We start from the raw sequence: 19097 nt of genomic DNA on the forward strand, positions 1-19097 counted from the left end.
TCTCCTTTGGTTTTTCTCTTATTTTAAAGCAAATCGGCTCTTGTTACAACCATCTGCCACAGGCAATACTGCTTTTCCTCAAAAAAAGGATTGTGTTAGAAGGAAGGAGACAAGACGGCATGAAACACGCCTCTGCGTTCATTCTAGCCCCTTTTTCACTTTCGGTGATCAAAGAGCTGTAGCGCAGGAAAAACGCGTGAGACGTCTTGTCTGACCTTAACTTCTGTCACAGTCCCCTTTTATTTATTTTTATAAAGTGGATAGTTGTCCGTCAATTCTTTGACTTGCGCCGTGACTTCTGCCAAAACGGCTTCATCATTTGGTTTTTCTAAAACTTTGACGATCAATTTCGCCACTTCGACACAATCTTCTTCTTTAAAGCCGCGACTAGTGATCGCTGGTGTCCCCACGCGAATTCCACTCGTTTTGAAAGGACTTAATGATTCGAAAGGAATCGAGTTTTTATTGACGGTGATATTGACTTGATCCAGCAAAGCTTCTGCTTCTTTGCCGTTCAAATCAAAGCCGCGCACATCGATCAATAATAGGTGATTGTCTGTTGCACCAGAGACCAAGCGGGCTTGTGGTGCTTGGTTGAAGACTTTCGCCATTGCTTGTGCATTGCGGATGACTTGCTCAGAGTACTCTTTGAACGACTCATCTTGTGCTTCTTTAAAAGCAACAGCTTTCGCTGCGATCACGTGCTCTAATGGGCCGCCTTGGATACCAGGGAAAACGGCACTATTGATTTTTTTCGCTAAGTCTTCATCATTTGTTAAAATCAAGCCGCCTCGAGGGCCGCGTAATGTTTTATGGGTCGTAGAAGTCGTGATGTCCGCATAAGGAACTGGGTTTGGATGAAGACCAGCCGCCACTAAACCAGCGATATGCGCCATATCCACCATCAATTTTGCGCCGACTTCATCAGCGATTTCACGGAACTTCGCAAAATCGATCGTACGTGAGTAAGCACTGGCACCGGCAACGATCAGTTTCGGTTGATGCTTACGCGCCAAAATACGAACGACATTGTAGTCGATGACTTCTGTTGCAGGATCAACACCATAACTAACAAAATTATAGGTCTTGCCGCTGAAATTCACTGGTGAGCCATGAGTCAAATGACCGCCTGCGGAAAGATCCATCCCTAATACTGTATCGCCTGTTTCGATCAACGCTAAATAAGCTGCTGTGTTGGCTTGAGAACCAGAATGCGGTTGAACATTGGCATATGCCGCACCGAAAATACTTTTCGCCCGTTCAATTGCTAAGTTTTCTACCACATCAACAAATTCACAACCGCCATAGTAACGACGACCTGGATAACCCTCAGCGTATTTATTTGTCAAAATACTACCTTGCGCAGCCATTACACCTTCTGAAACGATATTTTCAGACGCAATCAATTCCAAATTGTTTTGTTGACGATTCGTTTCTTTTTCGATCGCTTGCCACAATTCGGGATCAAACGTTTGATAATCCATGCTTACAACACCCCTTTACCTTAATGGTAGCATTGTATCACATTTCTTCATAAGCTACCTATAATGAATTCTGGTTTTTTGCTAATTTTCTTGAAAGAAACTTTGATTTGCAGCTTTTTTCAATCGATTCATATAAGCAGCCCCTAAGCCGCTTTCTGGAAACGTGGGTGCAAATAAGACATCTAACTCAGCAATCGATTCATCTAACGCCCGTAAACCAGCAAACAGCCCTTTTGTCGCGGCTTCCACACTGTCATCAAAAAATAAATAGATGGCTGCAGCTTCAAAGCGGACTTGCTCGGCGATCGTTGGTCCAGCTAAAACCCCTACCTTAAACTGCTGTTCTTTTGCCCAAGCCATGGCTGCCGGCCAATCTTGGTCATTGACCATCAGAACGTTGGTATTCGGTGCATAGTGCTTGTATTTCATGCCCGGCGCTTTGGGCGCTTCACTTTCTGTTACTAAGTGCTGATCGACGAGGACTTTTGTTTGTAAAACTGCTTCAAGCTGTTCTTTAGAGATCGCACCAGGACGTAAGATGATCGGCGGCGCCGTTGGGTCACTCAAATCTAAGACCGTTGATTCGACACCGATCTGCGTCACCCCATCATCCAAGATGCCAGCGATTTTGCCTGCCAGATCATGCTGAACATGTGCAGCTGATGTTGGGCTTGGTTTACCAGATGTATTCGCGCTAGGACCAACCAATGGCTGCTGGGCTTGTTTGATCAACGCTAACGTCTTGGTATTGTTTGGCATCCGAAAAGCCGCTGTGGATAAGCCGCCAGTAACAATGCTAGGTAAACTGTCTTTTTTGATCGAAAAGATCAAGGTTAAGGGCCCAGGCCAGAAAGTTTCCATCAATTTATCAGCAAAAGGATGCTTGTTATCCACAAACGGTTCCAACTGCTCTGGCTCGGCAATATGAACGATCAAAGGGTTGTCACTAGGTCGCCCTTTGACTTGATATACTTGCGCAACAGCCGTGGGCAAAAGCGCGCTAGCCCCTAGTCCATAGACGGTTTCCGTCGGGAACGCCACCAATCCGCCCTCAGCTAAAATAGCTGCGGCTTCGTTCAACTGTGTTTGATCAAAAATTTTTGTTTCCACAATTTATCCACATCCTTTTTTGAGAAGTTTCCACACTTATCAACATTTTCTCGTTTCTTTTCCACATTTTGTGGATAAGTCGTTTGTCAAGTGTGGATAACCCTGTTTATAACTCGGTTTATTTAGAAGTCGTTCATTTCATAAGGTTTTTGCAATTTTTCTGTAGCAAAAAAAATTTATTTATCCACATCTTGTGGATGACTGACGAACACCATCCGGTCTTGACCCGCCAGATCTTTTACTACGGTGACTTCTTTGTTGGGAAAAGCGGCTGCAAAAAGCTGTTGAACAGCTAACCCTTGCTGAAAGCCGATTTCTAGCGCCATTTGCCCGTTAGGCGCCAAACAATTCGGTGCTTGCTGTGCCAATTGCTTATAGATCGCCAATCCTTGTTCTTGAGCAAAAAGCGCCATTTTAGGCTCTTTTTCTCTTACGCTGATATCCATCAGCGGCCACTCTTCAGCGCTGATATACGGCGGGTTGGAAACGATCAGATCCCATTGCTGATCTGCCACGGGTTCTAAGGTATCTCCTTGGAAAAAGCGGATCTCTGCGTCTAAGGTTGCCGCATTTTCTTTAGCAACGGCTAATGCCTCTGCTGAAAGATCCAAGGCACTTACGGCCCACTGGGGACGTGCTAATTTCAAGGCAATGGCGATTGCTCCAGTACCTGTGCCGATGTCTACGACTCGCAGCGGCTGATCTGCTGGTAATTTTGCCAAACACTTTTCCACCAGCTCTTCGGTTTCTGGACGCGGGATCAAGGTTGCAGGGGTCACTTTTAAGCGATGCCCATAAAATTCTTCATACCCTAATAAATATTGCGGTGGTTCATGCTGCAACAGCTGTTCAAGATCTGCTGCGATCTGTGCCTCATCTTCCCTTAAGATGGGTTGGTCCATCTGCAGCAGCCAATCGAGTTGCTGCCAGTTTTTTCGCTGTAAAAACAGGTATTGGATCGCATACCCGTCCAGCCCTTTCGTTTCTAAAAAAGAAGAAGCCCGTGAAAGGACTTCTCGATAGGTTTTAGCCATTTTGCATCTCATCTAATTTTGATGTTTGATCGTAAACGATCAGTGCATCAACAATTTCATCGAGTTTTCCAGCTAAAATTTGATCCAATTTTTGAATAGTCAACCCGATACGGTGATCTGTTACGCGGTTTTGCGGGAAGTTATAGGTGCGAATCCGTTCAGAACGATCGCCGGTACCCACTGCTGATTTACGGTTTGCATCGTATTCACTTTGTGCTTCTTGCTGCATTTGGTCATAGACCCGTGCCCGCAAGACTTTCATCGCTTTCTCACGGTTTTTCAGCTGTGAACGCTCATCTTGCATCGCAACAGCGATCCCTGTTGGCAAGTGCGTCAGACGAACAGCAGAAGCTGTTTTGTTGACGTGCTGACCACCAGCACCAGAGGCATGGTAAATATCGGTCCGAATATCTTTGTCTGCGATATCGATTTCGACTTCTTCAGCTTCGGGCATAACCACGACCGTTGCCGTAGACGTATGGATTCGGCCTTGTGATTCGGTAGACGGTACCCGCTGCACTCGGTGGGCGCCGCTCTCATATTTCAATTTTGAAAAGACGTTGTCGCCAGTGATCATCATGATGACTTCTTTGTACCCACCGATCCCAGTGACGTTGGCATCCATGACTTCGACTTTCCAGCCTTGGTTTTCCGCATATTTTTGATACATATTGAAAAGATCGCCAGCAAATAAGGCTGCTTCATCGCCGCCTGCTGCACCACGGATCTCCATGATGATGTTTTTGTCATCATTCGGATCTTTTGGCAATAACAAGATTTTGATGCGTTCTTCTAAAACATCTTTTTCTTTTTTCAAGTCAGAGAGTTCTTCTTTGGCCATCTCTGCCATTTCCGCATCAAGGTTTTCCCCAAGCATTTCTTCGGTATCCTTGATTCCCTCAACAACTTCTTTGTAACGACGGTAGACTTCCACCGTTTCCCGTGTATTGGCTTCCTCTTTTGAAAGCTGCATGAAGCGTTTGGTGTCAGAGATCACGGCTGGATCACTTAGTAATTCGCCTAATTCTTCGTAGCGGTCTTCGATTGCTTGTAACTGATCGTACATTGATTATTCTCCTTCTTTTTTCATTCCCGGGTGAAAGTAATGTTTGCGGCAAACAGGATAATACGCTTCGTTACCGCCGATTTGTACTTGGTCGCCCTCGTAAACGGGTTTTCCGTCGATATAGTGCAAGTTCATGGTTGCTTTTTTATGACAGAACCAGCAGATGGTTTTCATCTCTTCGATTTTATCTGCGTAAAGCAGCAAGTATTTTGAGCCTTCAAATAATTCATTGCGGAAATCATTTTTCAAACCAAAGGCCATCACAGGGATTCCTAGCTCATCCACGATTTTGGTGAAAGCCAGCACGTGATGCTTCTTTAGGAACTGTGCTTCGTCGATCAAAATACAATAAGGTTTATAACCGAGGTCTTTGATCAAATGGAACAGATCCGTTTCATCAAAAATCGGGATCGCGTCTCGTTCTAAGCCGATGCGGCTCGAAACATTTCCCACACCGCTTCTGGTGTCCAATCCACTTGTCATGATCACGACTGGTTTGTCTTGTTCTTCATAGTTGTGAGCAACTTTCAATATCTCGATCGTTTTCCCACTATTCATTGCGCCATATTTAAAAAAAAGCTGTGCCATCTCGCCCATCCTTCCTCATACTCCTTTGGTATTATACTTGAAAAAGGAGAATTTTTACAGACTTAAATTCGACACCTGCCGCCTTTTACGCAAGAGTTTTACGAAAAATTAACGGATTTTTTGCCGCCGCCATCTCTTACTCGTTTCTGGCTTTTTGAGCAACTTCTGCCAATACTTGACAAGCCAGCGAATATTCTGGATTTTCATTCCCATTGATATCCGTTGCAATGATCACAAAACCAAGCTGCTGATACAGCGTGATTGCTGCGTGGCTCCAGGTTTGCGTATGAAGATACATCGGTTCGTTGGCTGCCTCCAAGACAGAAACGACTTGCGTGACCAAGCCGCGAGCGATCCCTTGACGTTGAGCTTGCGGCATTACTGCTACCCAATGGACTAGTGGAACCGGTGTGCCGTCTTGCTTGGCTTTTTTCCAAGCGGTAGCCGTACCGACCGGTGTACCTGATTGATCAAGGGCAAAAAACATTCGTTGGCCTAGCTGTGCTTGCTCGGGCATAAATTCCTTTTCAAAATACGCCAATGCCTCTGCCTCATTGTCAAACTCTCCGACGGATGTTTCAATCCGTGCCCAGTGCCTTTCGTCTCCTGCTTGGTAGCTGCGTAATGAATAGTTATCGGATTGAACAGGCTGGATCGGTGTGCTTTTGTGCGCTCGTTTCATCCAGATTTCTGCATATGGAATTGATTTATCTAACATTGGTTGTGCCTCTCTTTCATTGTTTTTTTCCTTGTTCAAAGGTTTATTTGAGAATCAATTTGGAGTCAATCATGTAATTTCTTTACTAGAAAAATTTCTGTTAGCTGATTTTGCGTATGGGCGATTCTCCCAATTTCATCATAGCCCAATCGCTGATAAAAATCTGGCGCTTGAAAATCAAAGGTTGCCGTCTGACAATTTTCACAGCTAATGCTTTCAACTGCTGTTCAAGAGCAGTAAGAATCTGCTTACCATACCCTTTCCCCCGCTCGGATGCTTTGACCCACAGGGTGTCAAGATAACCGATGTGATACATCGAGGCATAGGCAATGCCACCAGCAATCACCATCCCCTCTTTTTTGATTACACAACTGAAGCTCTGATAGGTTTCTGTTTGCGTAAATGGTTTTTGGTGCTTTGTATACGCTGTTAACGCTGATTCTAAAGCAGCCAATTCTTGCTCGTTTCCTTGTTCAATGACTAGCGCCACAGTCAATCCCGCCTTCTTATTTCTTCATAGTCAGCCATGATATGATTGACCGTTTCTGCTATCGTTTGCCCTTCTTTAATCAGCCTTTCCTTTAAAGACTCCTGCGGGAAAAGCAAGTCACGCTCAAGCCACCATTCACGCATGTTCTCCTCGGAAAAATGGTCTCGCTGCATTCGGGTCTGATGTCTTTTGACCGTTTCCTCAAAAGAAAGATCAAAATAATAAACGAGATTACTTTCGGGAAAGAGTTGAATCAGAAAGTCGAGAAAGTCTTGGTATTTTTCACGAGAATAAATTCCTTCAACAAGTACCAATGGCACTTTCCCCTTCGCATACAAGACGGCTTCTTTCATCAAACCGATTGCTAAATTATTGGGGCTATCTTTGACACAAAAAATTTCTCTGCGAAAAACATCTTGTGAAATCAACACTGCTTTCTCACCGAAAATGTGTTGAACAGCTCTGGCAATAGTGGTTTTGCCGCTGCCAGAATTACCTCGAAGTAAAATCAAAATACTTTCCATGCAAACTTCCTTTCTTCATTGCCCTGTTTTCTAAGCATATCTCTTGTTTTTCTCTACTAGAAGCATACCATAGAAGCAAAGGAGGAATACCTATGAAAGATACGGCAATTTTTGCTGGCGGTTGTTTTTGGTGCATGGTGAAACCTTTTGACTCGCAGCCAGGCATCCTCAAAGTGGTTTCTGGCTTTACTGGCGGCCATGTGCCTAACCCAACCTACCAACAAGTAACGACAGGAACCACCGGTCACACCGAAGCAGTTGAGATCACCTTTGATCCTGAGGTCATCTCTTATGAAGAATTGGTTGCCATCTATTGGCAGCAGACAGACCCCACGGATGCGTTTGGTCAGTTTGCCGACCGTGGTGATTCCTATCGTCCAGTGATTTTTTACAATAGTGAAGAACAAAAAGCGATTGCGGAAAAATCAAAGGCGCAGTTGCAAGCTAGCGGCCGCTTTGACCGTCCGATCGTAACGAAGATCGAACCAGCAGAACCTTTTTATCCTGCAGAAGACTATCATCAAGATTTTTACAAAAAAAATGCAGCCCATTACAATGCTTATAGCGAAGGCTCCGGTCGAGCTGGCTTTATTCGCCAAAACTGGTCCTAACATTTTTGGAGCATGCCTCCCGATTCATCATTAACAGCCGATTTGCTCTCAAGGCAGATCGGCTGTTTTCTGTTTCTTTTGCCAAAAGGAAATTGACAGTCAGGGCATTTTCGCGATACACTGATTAGAAAATTCTGACGATTATAAAGGAGTGTTTGTTTGATGTTAGCCAATGAAGTCCGTCCAGGTCCTAATCGGTATATTACTGGCGATGGGGTCTTAGCTGATTTGCCAGAGTATTTAAGTGAGTTCCAAGAAGTTGCCGTGATCACTGGGGAGCAGTCATTCGATGTGTTTTCAGCCTATTACCCCCATTCATTTGACTACCCGATCTACCGCTACGATGGATCATCGAGTTATGAAAATGCACAAGCCTTAGCTGAGGCGATCCAGCAAGCGGATGCCGTAGTGGCAATCGGCGGCGGCAAGGTCGCTGATACAGCAAAAATCACCGCCCAAATCCTTGGCGCAGAATTGATCGTGATCCCTACATTGGTTTCTAACTGTGCACCCTTTACCCCTGTGATCGTCGCCTATTACCCTGATCATACGATTTGTAAAATCGACTATGCCAAAAAAGGTGCCTACATGACGATCGTCGACACCCGTTTTTTACTAGCCACACCCGTTGATTACTTTATCGCTGGGATCGCTGATACGTTAGCCAAATATTATGAAATGGAAGCCATCGTCCGCAACATGGCAGAAGACGACAAGACTGCCTTAGTACGGCTAGGTTTCCAAAGTGCTCTTTTGATCAAAAACTTGCTGATTGCCGATGCGATCCAAGCCGTCAAAGACTTAGAAGTCGGGCAGCTGACCCCCGCCTTTGCCCGCATCACCGATGCGATCATTGCTTTGGCAGGCGAAGTTGGCGGTTTTGCAGTCGAATTTGGCCGCACATCTGGTGCGCATGCGCTGCACGACGGCTTGTCTTATTTGAGTGAGACCCATACCGTCTTGCACGGCAACAAAGTCGCCTACTGCATTTGGGTCCAGCTTGCCTATACCAATGATTTTGATGTGATTGAAGAATTACGGCCATTTTACGAAGCTTTGCACTTGCCAATGAAGCTGAAGGATCTCCACGTGACACGCCTTGATCGGGATTACTTCGCCTCGGTTCTGGCCTATGCTGTCAAAGAAGAAGAAACCTTTATTTTGATCGATCCTGCGATCACACCCGAAAAAGTCTATCAGGCGATCGAAGCGGTGGAGGCGCTGTAAACCGTACACATTGCTAAACAACTTTATATCAAAAAAACTGTTTCCCTAATACATTTCGGAAACAGTTTTTTTATTTGATCAAACAGACACGCAGTAGCGATCCTGGCTGCGCATATTCTTAGCGGGCGACAGCAACTGGCGCATTGCCCATCACTGCACGACTTCACCCAGCAGCCCGTTTTCTAAGCAGTAATGATAAATGCCTTCCTCGGCTACGTGACCGATCACTTCATCGGCGATTGCTTTTAACTCATCCGAAGCATTGGCCATTGCGAGACCCCAGCCGACTGCCTCCAGCATCTCAATGTCATTGTTGCCATCGCCAAAGGCAATGGCTTCAGATTTATCCAAGCCATAGTAAGCCAGCATTTTGGCAATGCCGCTTCCTTTCCCACTGCTGGCTGGAATAATATCGACTGCGCGATCCCACCAGGCGGTGATTTTCGCCTCCGTGGTATTTGCCATCACTTTGGCGTAGTCTTCTTTCCCTGAGCCTAGCATCACTTGAAAAATGTCTTGCTGTTGGATCACCTCATCAAAATCTTCTGCCACGATCACTTCTTGGTGGGCAAAGGAAAAATACTCAACTAAATCAGCATCTTTGCCATTGGCAACCGTTCGGTCCTTCGTAGCGATCGCTACTGGACGCTTGAGTGCCGTCGCATTTTCAATGATTTGCTGAACATCTTTTTTAGGAATGGGGTTTTGGTGGATCCCCTCGGCTTGATTAAAACAATACGATCCGTTAAAGGTCAAAAACGCATCGAAGGTTACGCCTTCAAATTGCGGCAACGCGATGGGACTTCTGCCAGTCGCAATGCACAACAGGATTCCTTGCTTCTTCAAGGCTTTTAATGTGGCTAACATTCTTTCAGAGATTTGCTTTTTGCTCATATCGATCAGTGTGCCATCAACATCGAAAAAAATAATTTTTACGTCTTTCATGATACTCCCCATTTCCGTCTCGATTGTCAAAAAATTTGATGCGCTTTTTTGTCCGCTTTCTCGCTATTGTTCCATGCGGATCGTCGCTGCTATCTTTTTCTTCTTTTATCTTCTCATAAATTGCCAGCATTTTCTTCTGAAATCGTGAAATCCTTACTGATTTGCTTCGAGTTTTTAAGTTTCTTAAGCAATCAAGCTGCCGCAAGAACCACAGCCTGATCGTGTCCTCTAACCCAACGATACTTTCCAAAAGCTTTTCCTTGCACAATTTCTGCTCCCATGAATTCTATCCTGCTTTCTTTCAAATCTACTTGGTTCTTTGGTATACTGGGGATAGTTTATTTAGTGAGGGGTTTTTTGTAATGAACTTTACCCGCTTTGCCCGCTTGACGCAGCGCAGGAGCAAGACGTTTATTTCCCAGAACGTGTCTTCAATCCAAGTGATTGTTTTTTATTATATCGTGATGACGGTGGTCTCTTTGGGGCTTTTTTCACTCCCCTTCTTTCGAGAACCCGGCTCTCATGTCGCGTTTATCGATCTGTTCTTTATGGCGGTCAGCACGGTCAGTGTCACTGGGCTGACTACTTTTCCGATCAATGACGTGTTTAACGACCACGGGGTCATCTTATTGGAAGTCCTCTTTCAAGTCGGCGGTTTAGGGATCATGATGATCTCGACCTTTTTTGCGATCGTCTCACGGCGCAAAATCAGTTTAAAGCAGCGCCAGTTGATCATGACGGATATGAATCAGCCAAAGCTTAGTGGGATCGTTCGGATGATTCGAACGACGTTTACAATCATCTTGCTTTGTCAGGTGGTAGCAGGCACGATCTTTGCTGTTTATTTTCATCTTTACGGCTATTATGACAATTGGCGAGATGCGATCTTTTATGGATTTTATCAAGCGATCTCTGCTGTGACCAACTCAGGGTTTGATGTGACGGGCAATTCCATCTTGCCGTTTTCCCATGATTATTTCTTCCTGACGTGTATCATGATTTTGATTTTTATCGGGGGGATCGGATTTCCAGTAATTATGGACTTTCGGGAATGGGTCCTTTTTAAAATGAAAAAACAACGCCGCCGCTTGCCGTTTCGCTTTTCATTATTCACAAAAATTGCTGTTTTGGCTTTCGTGATCCTCTTTGTCGGCGGTACATTAGCGATCTTTTTCCTTGAGAAAGATTATTTGTTCAAAGATTACAGCTTTAGCGGTATGTGGATGAACAGCATGTTTTATTCCATGACAACGCGGAATGCTGGCCTGCAGATCCATGACTTAGGCAACTTTCAAACCACGACGTTGATCGTTTTCTCCTTGCTGATGTTTATTGGTTGTAGTCCCAGCTCTGTTGGCGGGGGGATTCGGACGACGACCATTGCCATCATTGGGCTGTACCTCTATGCCTTCTTGAAAAGTGAGGACAATATCAATATCTTCGGTCGCCGCATCGATCAAGATGACGTCCGCAAATCAGTGGTAGTCTTCATGCTTTCGATGGGTATGTGCTTCTTTTGTGTCTTATTCTTGACCGCCATCGAGGATATCCCTTTGATCGCCATCATTGTTGAAGTTTCCTCGGCATTTGGAACCACAGGGCTTTCTTTAGGAATCACGGGCGATTTATCAACCATCGGCAAACTCGTGATTGCTCTTTTGATGTTTATCGGCCGTGTCGGTATGCTGTACACCTTGATGTTATTCGTACCAAAAGAAACACGTGACTTAGGCTACGAGTACCCAACGGAAAAAATCATTATCGGTTAAAGCAGCAGCAAACCTGGCAGAAGGTTTGCTGTTTTGCTTTTCAAGCCTTTGATCATCGCAAGTAAAAGAGCCATTTATCAGAATGGTCTTTGCAGAAATTTAAAGAATCGCAAAAGCAATTTAACCTTTTTCTTGGTATATGGTATGATAAATTGAATTTGCACAATGAAAGCATTCGCTCTAATGGAGGGTTACATTATGGGAATACGAAGTCATCTGGCTGTTTCAGTCGGTAAGACCTCTCAATGGGTATTAAAGAACTTTTTCAAAGGCGGCTCAAGCCTGCCTGGTAAATTAGCATTAAAAGTTGATCCACATATATTAGATCATTTGGCGAAAGATTACCAAGTCGTCGTGATCACAGGCACCAACGGCAAAACATTGACGACTGCCTTGACTGTCAATATTTTGCGCCAAGAATTTGATGAAGTATTGACGAACCCCACCGGCGCCAATATGGTCCAAGGGATCGTTTCAACCTTTCTATCAGCACGCCCTAAAAAAGGCAAAAAATTTGCGGTTTTAGAAATCGATGAAGCCAGTCTCAGCAAAGTAACGAAGTACATCAAACCGGAATTGTTCGTTTTCACTAATATTTTCCGCGATCAAATGGACCGTTATGGCGAGATCTATACGACCTATAAAATGATCGTTGAAGGTGCCGCAAACTCACCAGAAGCTACGATCCTCTGCAATGGGGATTCGCCACTGTTCAATTCGGTAGCAACTGTCAATCCGCGGAAATACTATGGATTTGATCATTTGCCAGATGAAGAGCAGATGGCCCATTACAATACGGATGGCGTGTTATGTCCTGAGTGTCATCACATTTTACACTATAAAATGATCACCTATGCCAATCTTGGAAAATACTACTGCCCAAATTGCGGCTTCCATCGACCAGAATTGGATTATAAACTGACGGAAATGACCGCAATGGACAACACCTCTGCTGATTTTGTGATCGATGGCAATGACTATCGCATCGAAGTTGGTGGGATGTACAATGTCTACAATGCGCTGGCGGCAACTGCGGTTGCGGAATATTATGGCGTAGCACCTGCAAAAATCAAATCTGGTTTGGCCTATGACGAAAAAGTCTTTGGTCGTCAAGAAGTGATCCGCATTGGGGACAAAGAATGTACGTTAGTCTTAGTTAAAAACCCTGTTGGTTTGAACCAAGTCATCGATATGATCGGCCTGTCGCCCTATCCTTTCTCGCTAGTCAGCTTGTTGAATGCCAACTACGCAGATGGGATCGACGTCAGCTGGATTTGGGATGGCGACCATGAAGCGTTTGCCGATATGGGGATTCCTCAAGTGATCGCTGGTGGTGATCGTCACAAAGATATGGCGTTGCGGCTAAAAGTTGCGGGGATCCCTGAAGAAAAAATCATTGAAACCCCTGAACTTGATGACGTCATCAAGCAAATTGCAGACTTACCAACAGAAAAAGTCTATATTTTAGCGACTTACACTGCAGTCTTGCAGCTACGCAAAAAGCTTGCGGAAAAAGGCTATATCAAAGGAGGAATGAGTCGTGACTAAGTATCAACTGAATGTTGCCCACTTGTATGGAAATCTTTTGAATACTTATGGCGACAACGGCAATCTCTTGATGCTGCGCTACGTGGCCGAAAAACTAGGCGTGACCTTCAACGCAGAAGTCGTCAGCATTCACGAGCCCTTCGATCCTGAAAAATATGATCTCGTCTTCTTCGGTGGCGGACAAGATTTTGAACAAGTGATCGTTTCACAAGATATCCAATCAAAAAAAGAAGCCCTGACCAGCTATATCGAAAATGATGGCGTCATGCTGGCGATCTGCGGCGGCTATCAATTACTGGGTCATTACTACATCGGTGCCAACGGCGAGAAAATCAATGGGATCGGTGCCTTGGATCATTACACCTTAAGCCAAGAAAACAATCGGTTCATCGGTGACATCGTGATCCACAATGAAGAATTCGATGAGACCTATTATGGCTTTGAAAACCATAATGGCCGTACTTTCTTAGGTAAAGGGGAAAAACCATTGGGGAAAGTCATCCAAGGACAAGGAAACAATGGCGAAGACCAAACCGAAGGCGTGGTTTACCGCAATGTGTTCGGCTCTTACTTCCACGGACCGCTCCTTGCAAGAAATGAGCATTTGGCAGAGCGCTTGATCCGCACCGCCCTTGCCAATCGTTATGGCAACGTCGAAATTTAAATACACGTACGTAGCAAACAAACCTGTTTTTCGCAGGTTTGTTTTTTTATGGGAAATTTCCCCGCAGTTGCCACTTTTTCTCTTTGTTTGCTTCTACGTTCCTATGCTTCCTCGCTTTATTGTAACCGCTATCTTTCTTTTCTATACTGAGATTGTAGTAAAAATTGAAAGGAGATGTTAAGAAATTATGATGGAAAAAGTTCAGCGGTTTGGCGGTGCGATGTTTACCCCGGTCCTCTTGTTTTCCTTTTCAGGGATCATGGTCGCGCTGTGTATTATTTTTAAAAATCCGATGCTTGTGGGGAGCATCGCCACTGAAGGCTCTACTTGGTACAACATTTGGACGATCATTGAAAACGGAGCGTGGACGGTCTTCAACCAAATGGAATTATTATTTGTCATTGGATTACCGATCGGTCTCGCAAAAAAAGCCAATGCGCGAGCGGCAATGGAAGCCTTTGTCGTCTATATTACTTGTAATTATTTTATTTCTGGCATGATCGAGTACTTTGGTCACTTCTTCGGTGTCAACTTTGCAGCTGATCCCGGCGGTGAGAGTGGCTTGAAAATGATCGCTGGCATCAAAACATTAGATACTGGTATTATCGGAGCAATTTTTATTTCGGCGATCGTCGTCTATCTTCACAACAAGTTTTTCGATACGAAGCTGCCTGATTTTCTCGGAATCTTCCAAGGCTCTTCCTTTGTCGTGATCCTCGGTTTCTTTTTAATGCTGCCAGTTGCTTTTTTGATCGCATTGATTTGGCCGAAAGTCCAAGCTGGCATTGGGTCCATGCAAGGGTTTCTAGCAAGTGCTGGGGTCTTTGGGGTCTGGCTCTATACTTTCTTAGAGCGAATATTGATTCCCACAGGTCTCCATCATTTCGTGTATACCCCCTTTGTTTTTGGTCCCGCTGTCGTCGAAGAAGGAATCTCCAAATACTGGATGGCACATTTACAAGAATTTGCCCAATCCACCAGACCATTGAAAGAGCTTTTCCCTGAAGGGGGCTTTGCTTTACATGGCAATTCTAAGATCTTTGCTGCACCAGGGATCGCTGCTGCTTTTTATTTCACAGCCAAGCCTGAGAACAAAAAGAAGGTCTTAGCGATTTTGATCCCTGCCACTTTAACTGCCGTTTTAGCTGGTATCACTGAGCCATTGGAATTCACCTTCCTCTTTATCTCACCACCCCTCTTTGCGGTGCACGCTGTTTTAGCAGCGACCATGGCGGCAACGATGTTTGCCTTCGGGGTCGTTGGTGATATGGGGGGCGGCTTGATTGATCTGTTGGCGAAGGTCTGGATTCCGCTATTTCAAAATCATCGCAGTATGATCTTCACGCAGCTGGTGATCGGGTTAGCCTTTACTGCCCTTTATTTCCTTGTTTTCCGCTTCTTGATCCTCAAATTTAAGTTAGCCACACCAGGACGGGAAGAAAACAATAGCGAAGTCAAACTGTACACCAAAAAAGATTACAAAGAAAAACAAGCCAACACTGGTACGCCAGTGATTGCTGGTGCCAATCGCTACACCGAACAAGCCGCAGTCTACTTAGAAGGGTTTGGCGGTCGCGATAATATTGATAAAGTCACTAATTGTGCCACTCGCCTAAGAATCACCGTCAAAGATCAAGACCAAGTGCTGCCAGATGACATCTTTAAAGGCGCTGGTGCCCATGGTGTTGTTCGCAACGGCAACGCCTTCCAAGTGATCGTTGGTCTGGATGTGCCACAAGTGAGAGAACAATTCGAAAAATTATTAGCTGTATCAGACTAAGGAGGAAACAAAAATGAAAAAATTTTCAATCGTGATCGCCGGAGGCGGCAGTACCTTTACCCCAGGAATCGTCTTGATGCTTTTGGAACACTTGGATCGTTTCCCGATTCGCCAAATCAAGTTTTACGACAATTTGGAAGAACGACAAGAAAAAGTTGCACAAGCTTGCGAGATTTTATTAAAAGAACGCGCACCAGAAATCAGCTTTTTAGCAACCACTGATCCCGAAACCGCATTTCAGGATGTCGATTTTGTGATGGCGCATATCCGAGTTGGCTTGTATGCGATGCGCGAAAAGGATGAAAAAATCCCTTTGAAATATGGTGTGGTCGGCCAAGAAACTTGTGGTCCTGGCGGGATCGCTTATGGGATGCGTTCTATCGGCGGTGTATTGGAGTTAGTCGATTACATGGAAAAATATTCCCCTGATGCATGGATGTTGAATTATTCCAATCCTGCAGCGATCGTCGCAGAAGCGACTCGTAAATTGCGCCCTGATGCCAAGATCATTAATATTTGTGATATGCCAGTGGGAATCGAAGAACGGATGGCGCAAGCGATCGGTTTAGCTTCTCGCAAAGAGTTGGTGGTTCGCTATTATGGCTTGAATCACTTTGGCTGGTGGACAGATATACGAGACAAAGCTGGCAATGATTTGCTGCCGCAGATCCAGGCGCATGTGGCAAAATACGGCTATTCATTGCCAGAAGAAATCGAAGCGAGCCAACATGCTGATGCCAGCTGGATGCACACCTTTGCTAAAGCAAAAGAAGTGTACGAAGTTGATCCATCAACTTTGCCAAATACCTACTTGAAATATTACTTTTTCCCTCAAGATGAAGTGGCGCACACCAACCCATCTTTTACACGGGCAAATGAAGTCATGGCTGGCCGCGAAAAACACGTCTTTGGTGAATGCCAACGCATCGTAGAAAACCAGACAGCGACTGACACCACGCTTGAAGTGGATGAACACGCCAGCTACATCGTGGACCTTGCACGAGCGATTGCTTATAACACGCAAGAACGGATGCTGTTGATCGTGCCTAACGAAGGAGCGATCGTCAACTTTGATGAACAGGCAATGGTGGAAGTGCCTTGTATCGTCGGCAGTAACGGGGCAGAACCAATCACACAAGGCAAGATCCCTCGCTTCCAAAAAGGATTGATGGAGCAACAAGTCGCCGTAGAAAAATTAGTCGTGGAGGCTTGGGCAGAGGGTTCTTACCAGAAATTATGGCAAGCACTGATTCTTTCAAAAGTGGTTCCAAATGCCCGTGTAGCCAAAGAATTACTCGATGAATTGATTGAAGCAAATCAAGCCTTTTGGCCAGAATTACACTAGCCAGCGTTCTTCGCCTCCCCTCCTGGCTTTTCAGCTATACTTAATCAATAAGGAGGGGTTTTTGTGAAATTACAGTATTTGATTCAACAGCACCAATCAGAGTTAAGTGAACTTGATCGTGGCATTCTAAACTACATTCTTTCCAACGGCGACACCGTTCTATCTATGGGGATCGTCGAGCTATCCGAGCAGGTTCACGTCTCCAAGTCTTCTATTTTACGGTTGACGAAAAAACTTGGTTTTTCTGGCTATTCCGAGTTCAAATATTTTCTACGGCATCAGCAAGAACAGACAACAACGATTTCGCAGCAAAAAACGATTTTTGAAAAGCAACAAGAGGATATTTTCGCCACCCTCAACTATGTAAAAACGGTAGACTTAGCTGCCCTCAACCGCTTGTTTGACCGCAGCAAAACCATCTACTGCTACCCAACTGGGTTTTCCCAAAAGAAAGCACTGGAGAAGTTTTCCAAAATGATGCTTTCTATGGAAAAACGAGTGATCGTATTGCCGAACAAAACGGAATTTGATATGGTCATGCCGATGATCACTGCCGAAGATTGTGTGATCATCGCCTCACTGAGCGGCGAAACAGAAAACGTCAAAGAGAATCTGACGACTTTTGCGATTCGTCAGATTCCCGTTTTGACATTGAGTGCGCCAGGAGATAATTATTTTGCTCGCCATTCAACGTTTCACCTGACCTATTATTGCGATTTTTTTCAAATCGGTCGCAAGAAAATCCCTAGCCAGTCTTTGATTGGACTAAGCTGCTTGATTGATTATTTGATCCGTTCCTACGGACTATTCACTTTACAGGAGGGCAACCATGACTAAACGAAAATGGGCGTTTCCATTGATTTTACTGAGTTATTGGCTTTTGATCGCCGGTGCTTACTATCTTTATCTTTCCTTGACTGCCTTCAACCATGGGATGACCTTTGCCCAGTACCTCAACTCGCAACCGTTAGCCGCTTTAGGGGTCTTGTTAAGTAGTCTCCTTTTGCTGCAAGGGGCTTGCCTGTACTTTATTCAACGGTTTTCCATGAGTAAAAAAGGCCTTTTGGGTCAGTATTTATTCCTGATCTTCTTCCAGCAGTTGCTGACAGCGAATGTCATCGGTGCAGGACTCGTCTTTTTTACAAGAAGAAGTCTTTCGAGTCAGGAGGAAAACGCAACTTGGGGCGAAGAGAGTTTTACCTACGGGGCATTAGCATTCATTCTTTTATTGAGTTTATTCTTTTTCCTCCTTGTTCGATCAGCGATTTAACTTCCCCAAAAAGAAAAGCAGTGCCGGTTGGCACTGCTTTTTTGCTGTCGCTTCTGCTAGTTTGGCTCTGTTTTTGAAGCAAAAACCACTTTGATTCCAAAGTGATCGCTGACGATCGGAGTACGCGTTCCGTCAAAAACGACTTCATATTCCGTTGCTTGCAAGTCTTTGGATGCAAAAACATAATCGATCCGCAATGCTTCTCGATTGTCTTGCCAACCATCAATGGCTTTAACGACAGAGGCTTCACCGATCGTTTCGGTAGCCGTTAAAAAGCTGTCTTGCAACTGTAAGGAGCTGTCAAGGACGAGTTGATGACCAGAACTGGCCGCATCGTTGTTGAAATCTCCTAGGATCAATAAGGTATCTGCCCGTTCTGCTAAAAATGCTTCTGTCTGTTGCCACTCGTAGGCAAATTTACCGTCTTGCCACCAAGAAAAATGACAGCTAACGACTTGTACGATCTGTCCATCGGCTTCAGTCAAGCCGCTCAGGTTTTTGCGTGTGGTATGATCCCAGACATCCGTGGCTTGTGAAGCAAGGTATTCTTTGGCAATGATGGGCTGTTTGGACAATAAGGCATTGCCTTCGTGGTAAATGTCATAGCCTACGTGACTGTAGGTCCATGACCAATAGTAGTCACAGTCTAACAGTTGCAGTTCTTCCACTAGGCGTAAAGCAAAATTGTCCTCCTTGATTTCCACCAGCGTATCTGTGGGGCAATAAAGCCCATCAGGAACGATGGTTTGAGCAGCGATCGTTTGGTTGACTTCTTGCAAGGCGATGATGTCATAGTCGCCTGTTGCAATCTCTTGTGCGATCATCTTGCATTTTTCGAGCTGATTTTCTTCTAACCAGCTATGGGTGTTCAATGTTAATACCTTCATGAATAAGGCTCCTTCTCTCGGTTTGCTTGTACGATTC

Annotated in this window: 19 protein-coding genes; 9 read left to right on the forward strand and 10 right to left on the reverse strand. The window is 44.9% G+C overall.

What is annotated here, in order from left to right:
- Nucleotides 1–239: 239 nt before the first annotated feature.
- The 8 genes from glyA to IGK61_RS15680 form a co-directional block, all read right to left on the reverse strand.
- Nucleotides 240–1484 carry a serine hydroxymethyltransferase gene (glyA, locus tag IGK61_RS15645; protein WP_005227890.1) on the reverse strand — a complete coding sequence of 415 codons (1245 nt, stop codon included), beginning with the start codon at nucleotides 1482–1484 and terminating at the stop codon, nucleotides 240–242.
- An 81-nt stretch (nucleotides 1485–1565) separates the two neighbouring features.
- Entirely contained in the window at nucleotides 1566–2594 is a 1029-nt protein-coding gene (locus IGK61_RS15650; protein WP_005227888.1) for an L-threonylcarbamoyladenylate synthase, read from the reverse strand.
- A gap of 176 nt (nucleotides 2595–2770) precedes the next feature.
- Nucleotides 2771–3628: a peptide chain release factor N(5)-glutamine methyltransferase gene (gene prmC, locus IGK61_RS15655; RefSeq protein ID WP_074536143.1), complete on the reverse strand. Its 858-nt coding sequence runs from the start codon at nucleotides 3626–3628 to the stop codon at nucleotides 2771–2773.
- Complete coding sequence (prfA, locus tag IGK61_RS15660) at nucleotides 3621–4694, reverse strand: peptide chain release factor 1 (RefSeq protein ID WP_005227884.1); 1074 nt, start codon at nucleotides 4692–4694, stop codon at nucleotides 3621–3623. The genes prmC and prfA overlap by 8 nt, the downstream gene beginning before the upstream one ends.
- 3 nt (nucleotides 4695–4697) lie before the next feature.
- Nucleotides 4698–5282, reverse strand: a complete 585-nt coding sequence (locus IGK61_RS15665; protein ID WP_005227882.1) for a thymidine kinase — start codon at nucleotides 5280–5282, stop codon at nucleotides 4698–4700.
- A 136-nt stretch (nucleotides 5283–5418) separates the two neighbouring features.
- Complete coding sequence (locus IGK61_RS15670; RefSeq protein WP_074536145.1) at nucleotides 5419–6000, reverse strand: GNAT family N-acetyltransferase; 582 nt, start codon at nucleotides 5998–6000, stop codon at nucleotides 5419–5421.
- Nucleotides 6001–6100: 100 nt separating this feature from the next.
- Complete coding sequence (locus tag IGK61_RS15675; protein WP_254777455.1) at nucleotides 6101–6490, reverse strand: GNAT family N-acetyltransferase; 390 nt, start codon at nucleotides 6488–6490, stop codon at nucleotides 6101–6103.
- 2 nt (nucleotides 6491–6492) lie between these two features.
- Nucleotides 6493–7014 (reverse strand): AAA family ATPase, encoded by a 522-nt coding sequence (locus IGK61_RS15680; protein WP_074536147.1) that lies wholly within the window; start codon nucleotides 7012–7014, stop codon nucleotides 6493–6495.
- Between the two features lie 92 nt (nucleotides 7015–7106).
- On the opposite strand from IGK61_RS15680, the gene msrA reads away from it, so the two are divergent.
- Together msrA and IGK61_RS15690 are read left to right on the forward strand one after the other, a co-directional pair.
- Nucleotides 7107–7625 carry a peptide-methionine (S)-S-oxide reductase MsrA gene (msrA, locus tag IGK61_RS15685; RefSeq protein WP_074536149.1) on the forward strand — a complete coding sequence of 173 codons (519 nt, stop codon included), beginning with the start codon at nucleotides 7107–7109 and terminating at the stop codon, nucleotides 7623–7625.
- Nucleotides 7626–7787: 162 nt separating this feature from the next.
- Nucleotides 7788–8852, forward strand: a complete 1065-nt coding sequence (locus IGK61_RS15690; RefSeq protein WP_074536151.1) for an iron-containing alcohol dehydrogenase family protein — start codon at nucleotides 7788–7790, stop codon at nucleotides 8850–8852.
- Between the two features lie 150 nt (nucleotides 8853–9002).
- Here IGK61_RS15690 and IGK61_RS15695 read toward each other — a convergent pair whose 3' ends face one another.
- Nucleotides 9003–9797 carry an HAD family hydrolase gene (locus IGK61_RS15695; RefSeq protein WP_325837316.1) on the reverse strand — a complete coding sequence of 265 codons (795 nt, stop codon included), beginning with the start codon at nucleotides 9795–9797 and terminating at the stop codon, nucleotides 9003–9005.
- Between the two features lie 311 nt (nucleotides 9798–10108).
- Between IGK61_RS15695 and IGK61_RS15700 the strand changes: the two genes are divergently transcribed.
- The 7 genes from IGK61_RS15700 (at nucleotide 10109) to IGK61_RS15730 (ending at nucleotide 18173) form a co-directional block, all read left to right on the forward strand.
- Nucleotides 10109–11566 (forward strand): TrkH family potassium uptake protein, encoded by a 1458-nt coding sequence (locus IGK61_RS15700; RefSeq protein ID WP_223597487.1) that lies wholly within the window; start codon nucleotides 10109–10111, stop codon nucleotides 11564–11566.
- Nucleotides 11567–11764: 198 nt separating this feature from the next.
- Nucleotides 11765–13114 (forward strand): Mur ligase family protein, encoded by a 1350-nt coding sequence (locus IGK61_RS15705; protein ID WP_005227862.1) that lies wholly within the window; start codon nucleotides 11765–11767, stop codon nucleotides 13112–13114.
- Nucleotides 13107–13778 carry a type 1 glutamine amidotransferase gene (locus IGK61_RS15710; RefSeq protein ID WP_005227859.1) on the forward strand — a complete coding sequence of 224 codons (672 nt, stop codon included), beginning with the start codon at nucleotides 13107–13109 and terminating at the stop codon, nucleotides 13776–13778. Before IGK61_RS15705 ends, IGK61_RS15710 begins: the two co-directional genes overlap by 8 nt.
- Nucleotides 13779–13965: 187 nt before the next feature.
- Nucleotides 13966–15558 carry an alpha-glucoside-specific PTS transporter subunit IIBC gene (locus IGK61_RS15715; RefSeq protein WP_074536156.1) on the forward strand — a complete coding sequence of 531 codons (1593 nt, stop codon included), beginning with the start codon at nucleotides 13966–13968 and terminating at the stop codon, nucleotides 15556–15558.
- A 13-nt stretch (nucleotides 15559–15571) separates the two neighbouring features.
- Nucleotides 15572–16903 (forward strand): 6-phospho-alpha-glucosidase, encoded by a 1332-nt coding sequence (locus tag IGK61_RS15720; RefSeq protein ID WP_008379332.1) that lies wholly within the window; start codon nucleotides 15572–15574, stop codon nucleotides 16901–16903.
- Between the two features lie 63 nt (nucleotides 16904–16966).
- On the forward strand, nucleotides 16967–17740 hold the full coding sequence (locus tag IGK61_RS15725) for a MurR/RpiR family transcriptional regulator (protein WP_074536158.1): 774 nt from the start codon (nucleotides 16967–16969) through the stop codon (nucleotides 17738–17740).
- Entirely contained in the window at nucleotides 17733–18173 is a 441-nt protein-coding gene (locus IGK61_RS15730) for a hypothetical protein (RefSeq protein WP_074536160.1), read from the forward strand. Before IGK61_RS15725 ends, IGK61_RS15730 begins: the two co-directional genes overlap by 8 nt.
- 56 nt (nucleotides 18174–18229) lie before the next feature.
- On the opposite strand, the gene IGK61_RS15735 is transcribed toward IGK61_RS15730, so the two are convergent.
- The gene (locus IGK61_RS15735; protein ID WP_074536162.1) at nucleotides 18230–19060 is read right to left on the reverse strand and encodes an endonuclease/exonuclease/phosphatase family protein; all 831 of its coding nucleotides are present in this window, start codon (nucleotides 19058–19060) and stop codon (nucleotides 18230–18232) included.
- Nucleotides 19061–19097 lie beyond the last annotated feature (37 nt).

Origin of the sequence: Enterococcus sp. AZ063 (genome assembly GCF_051715045.1) — a bacterium.
Classification (GTDB): domain Bacteria; phylum Bacillota; class Bacilli; order Lactobacillales; family Enterococcaceae; genus Enterococcus_D; species Enterococcus_D casseliflavus.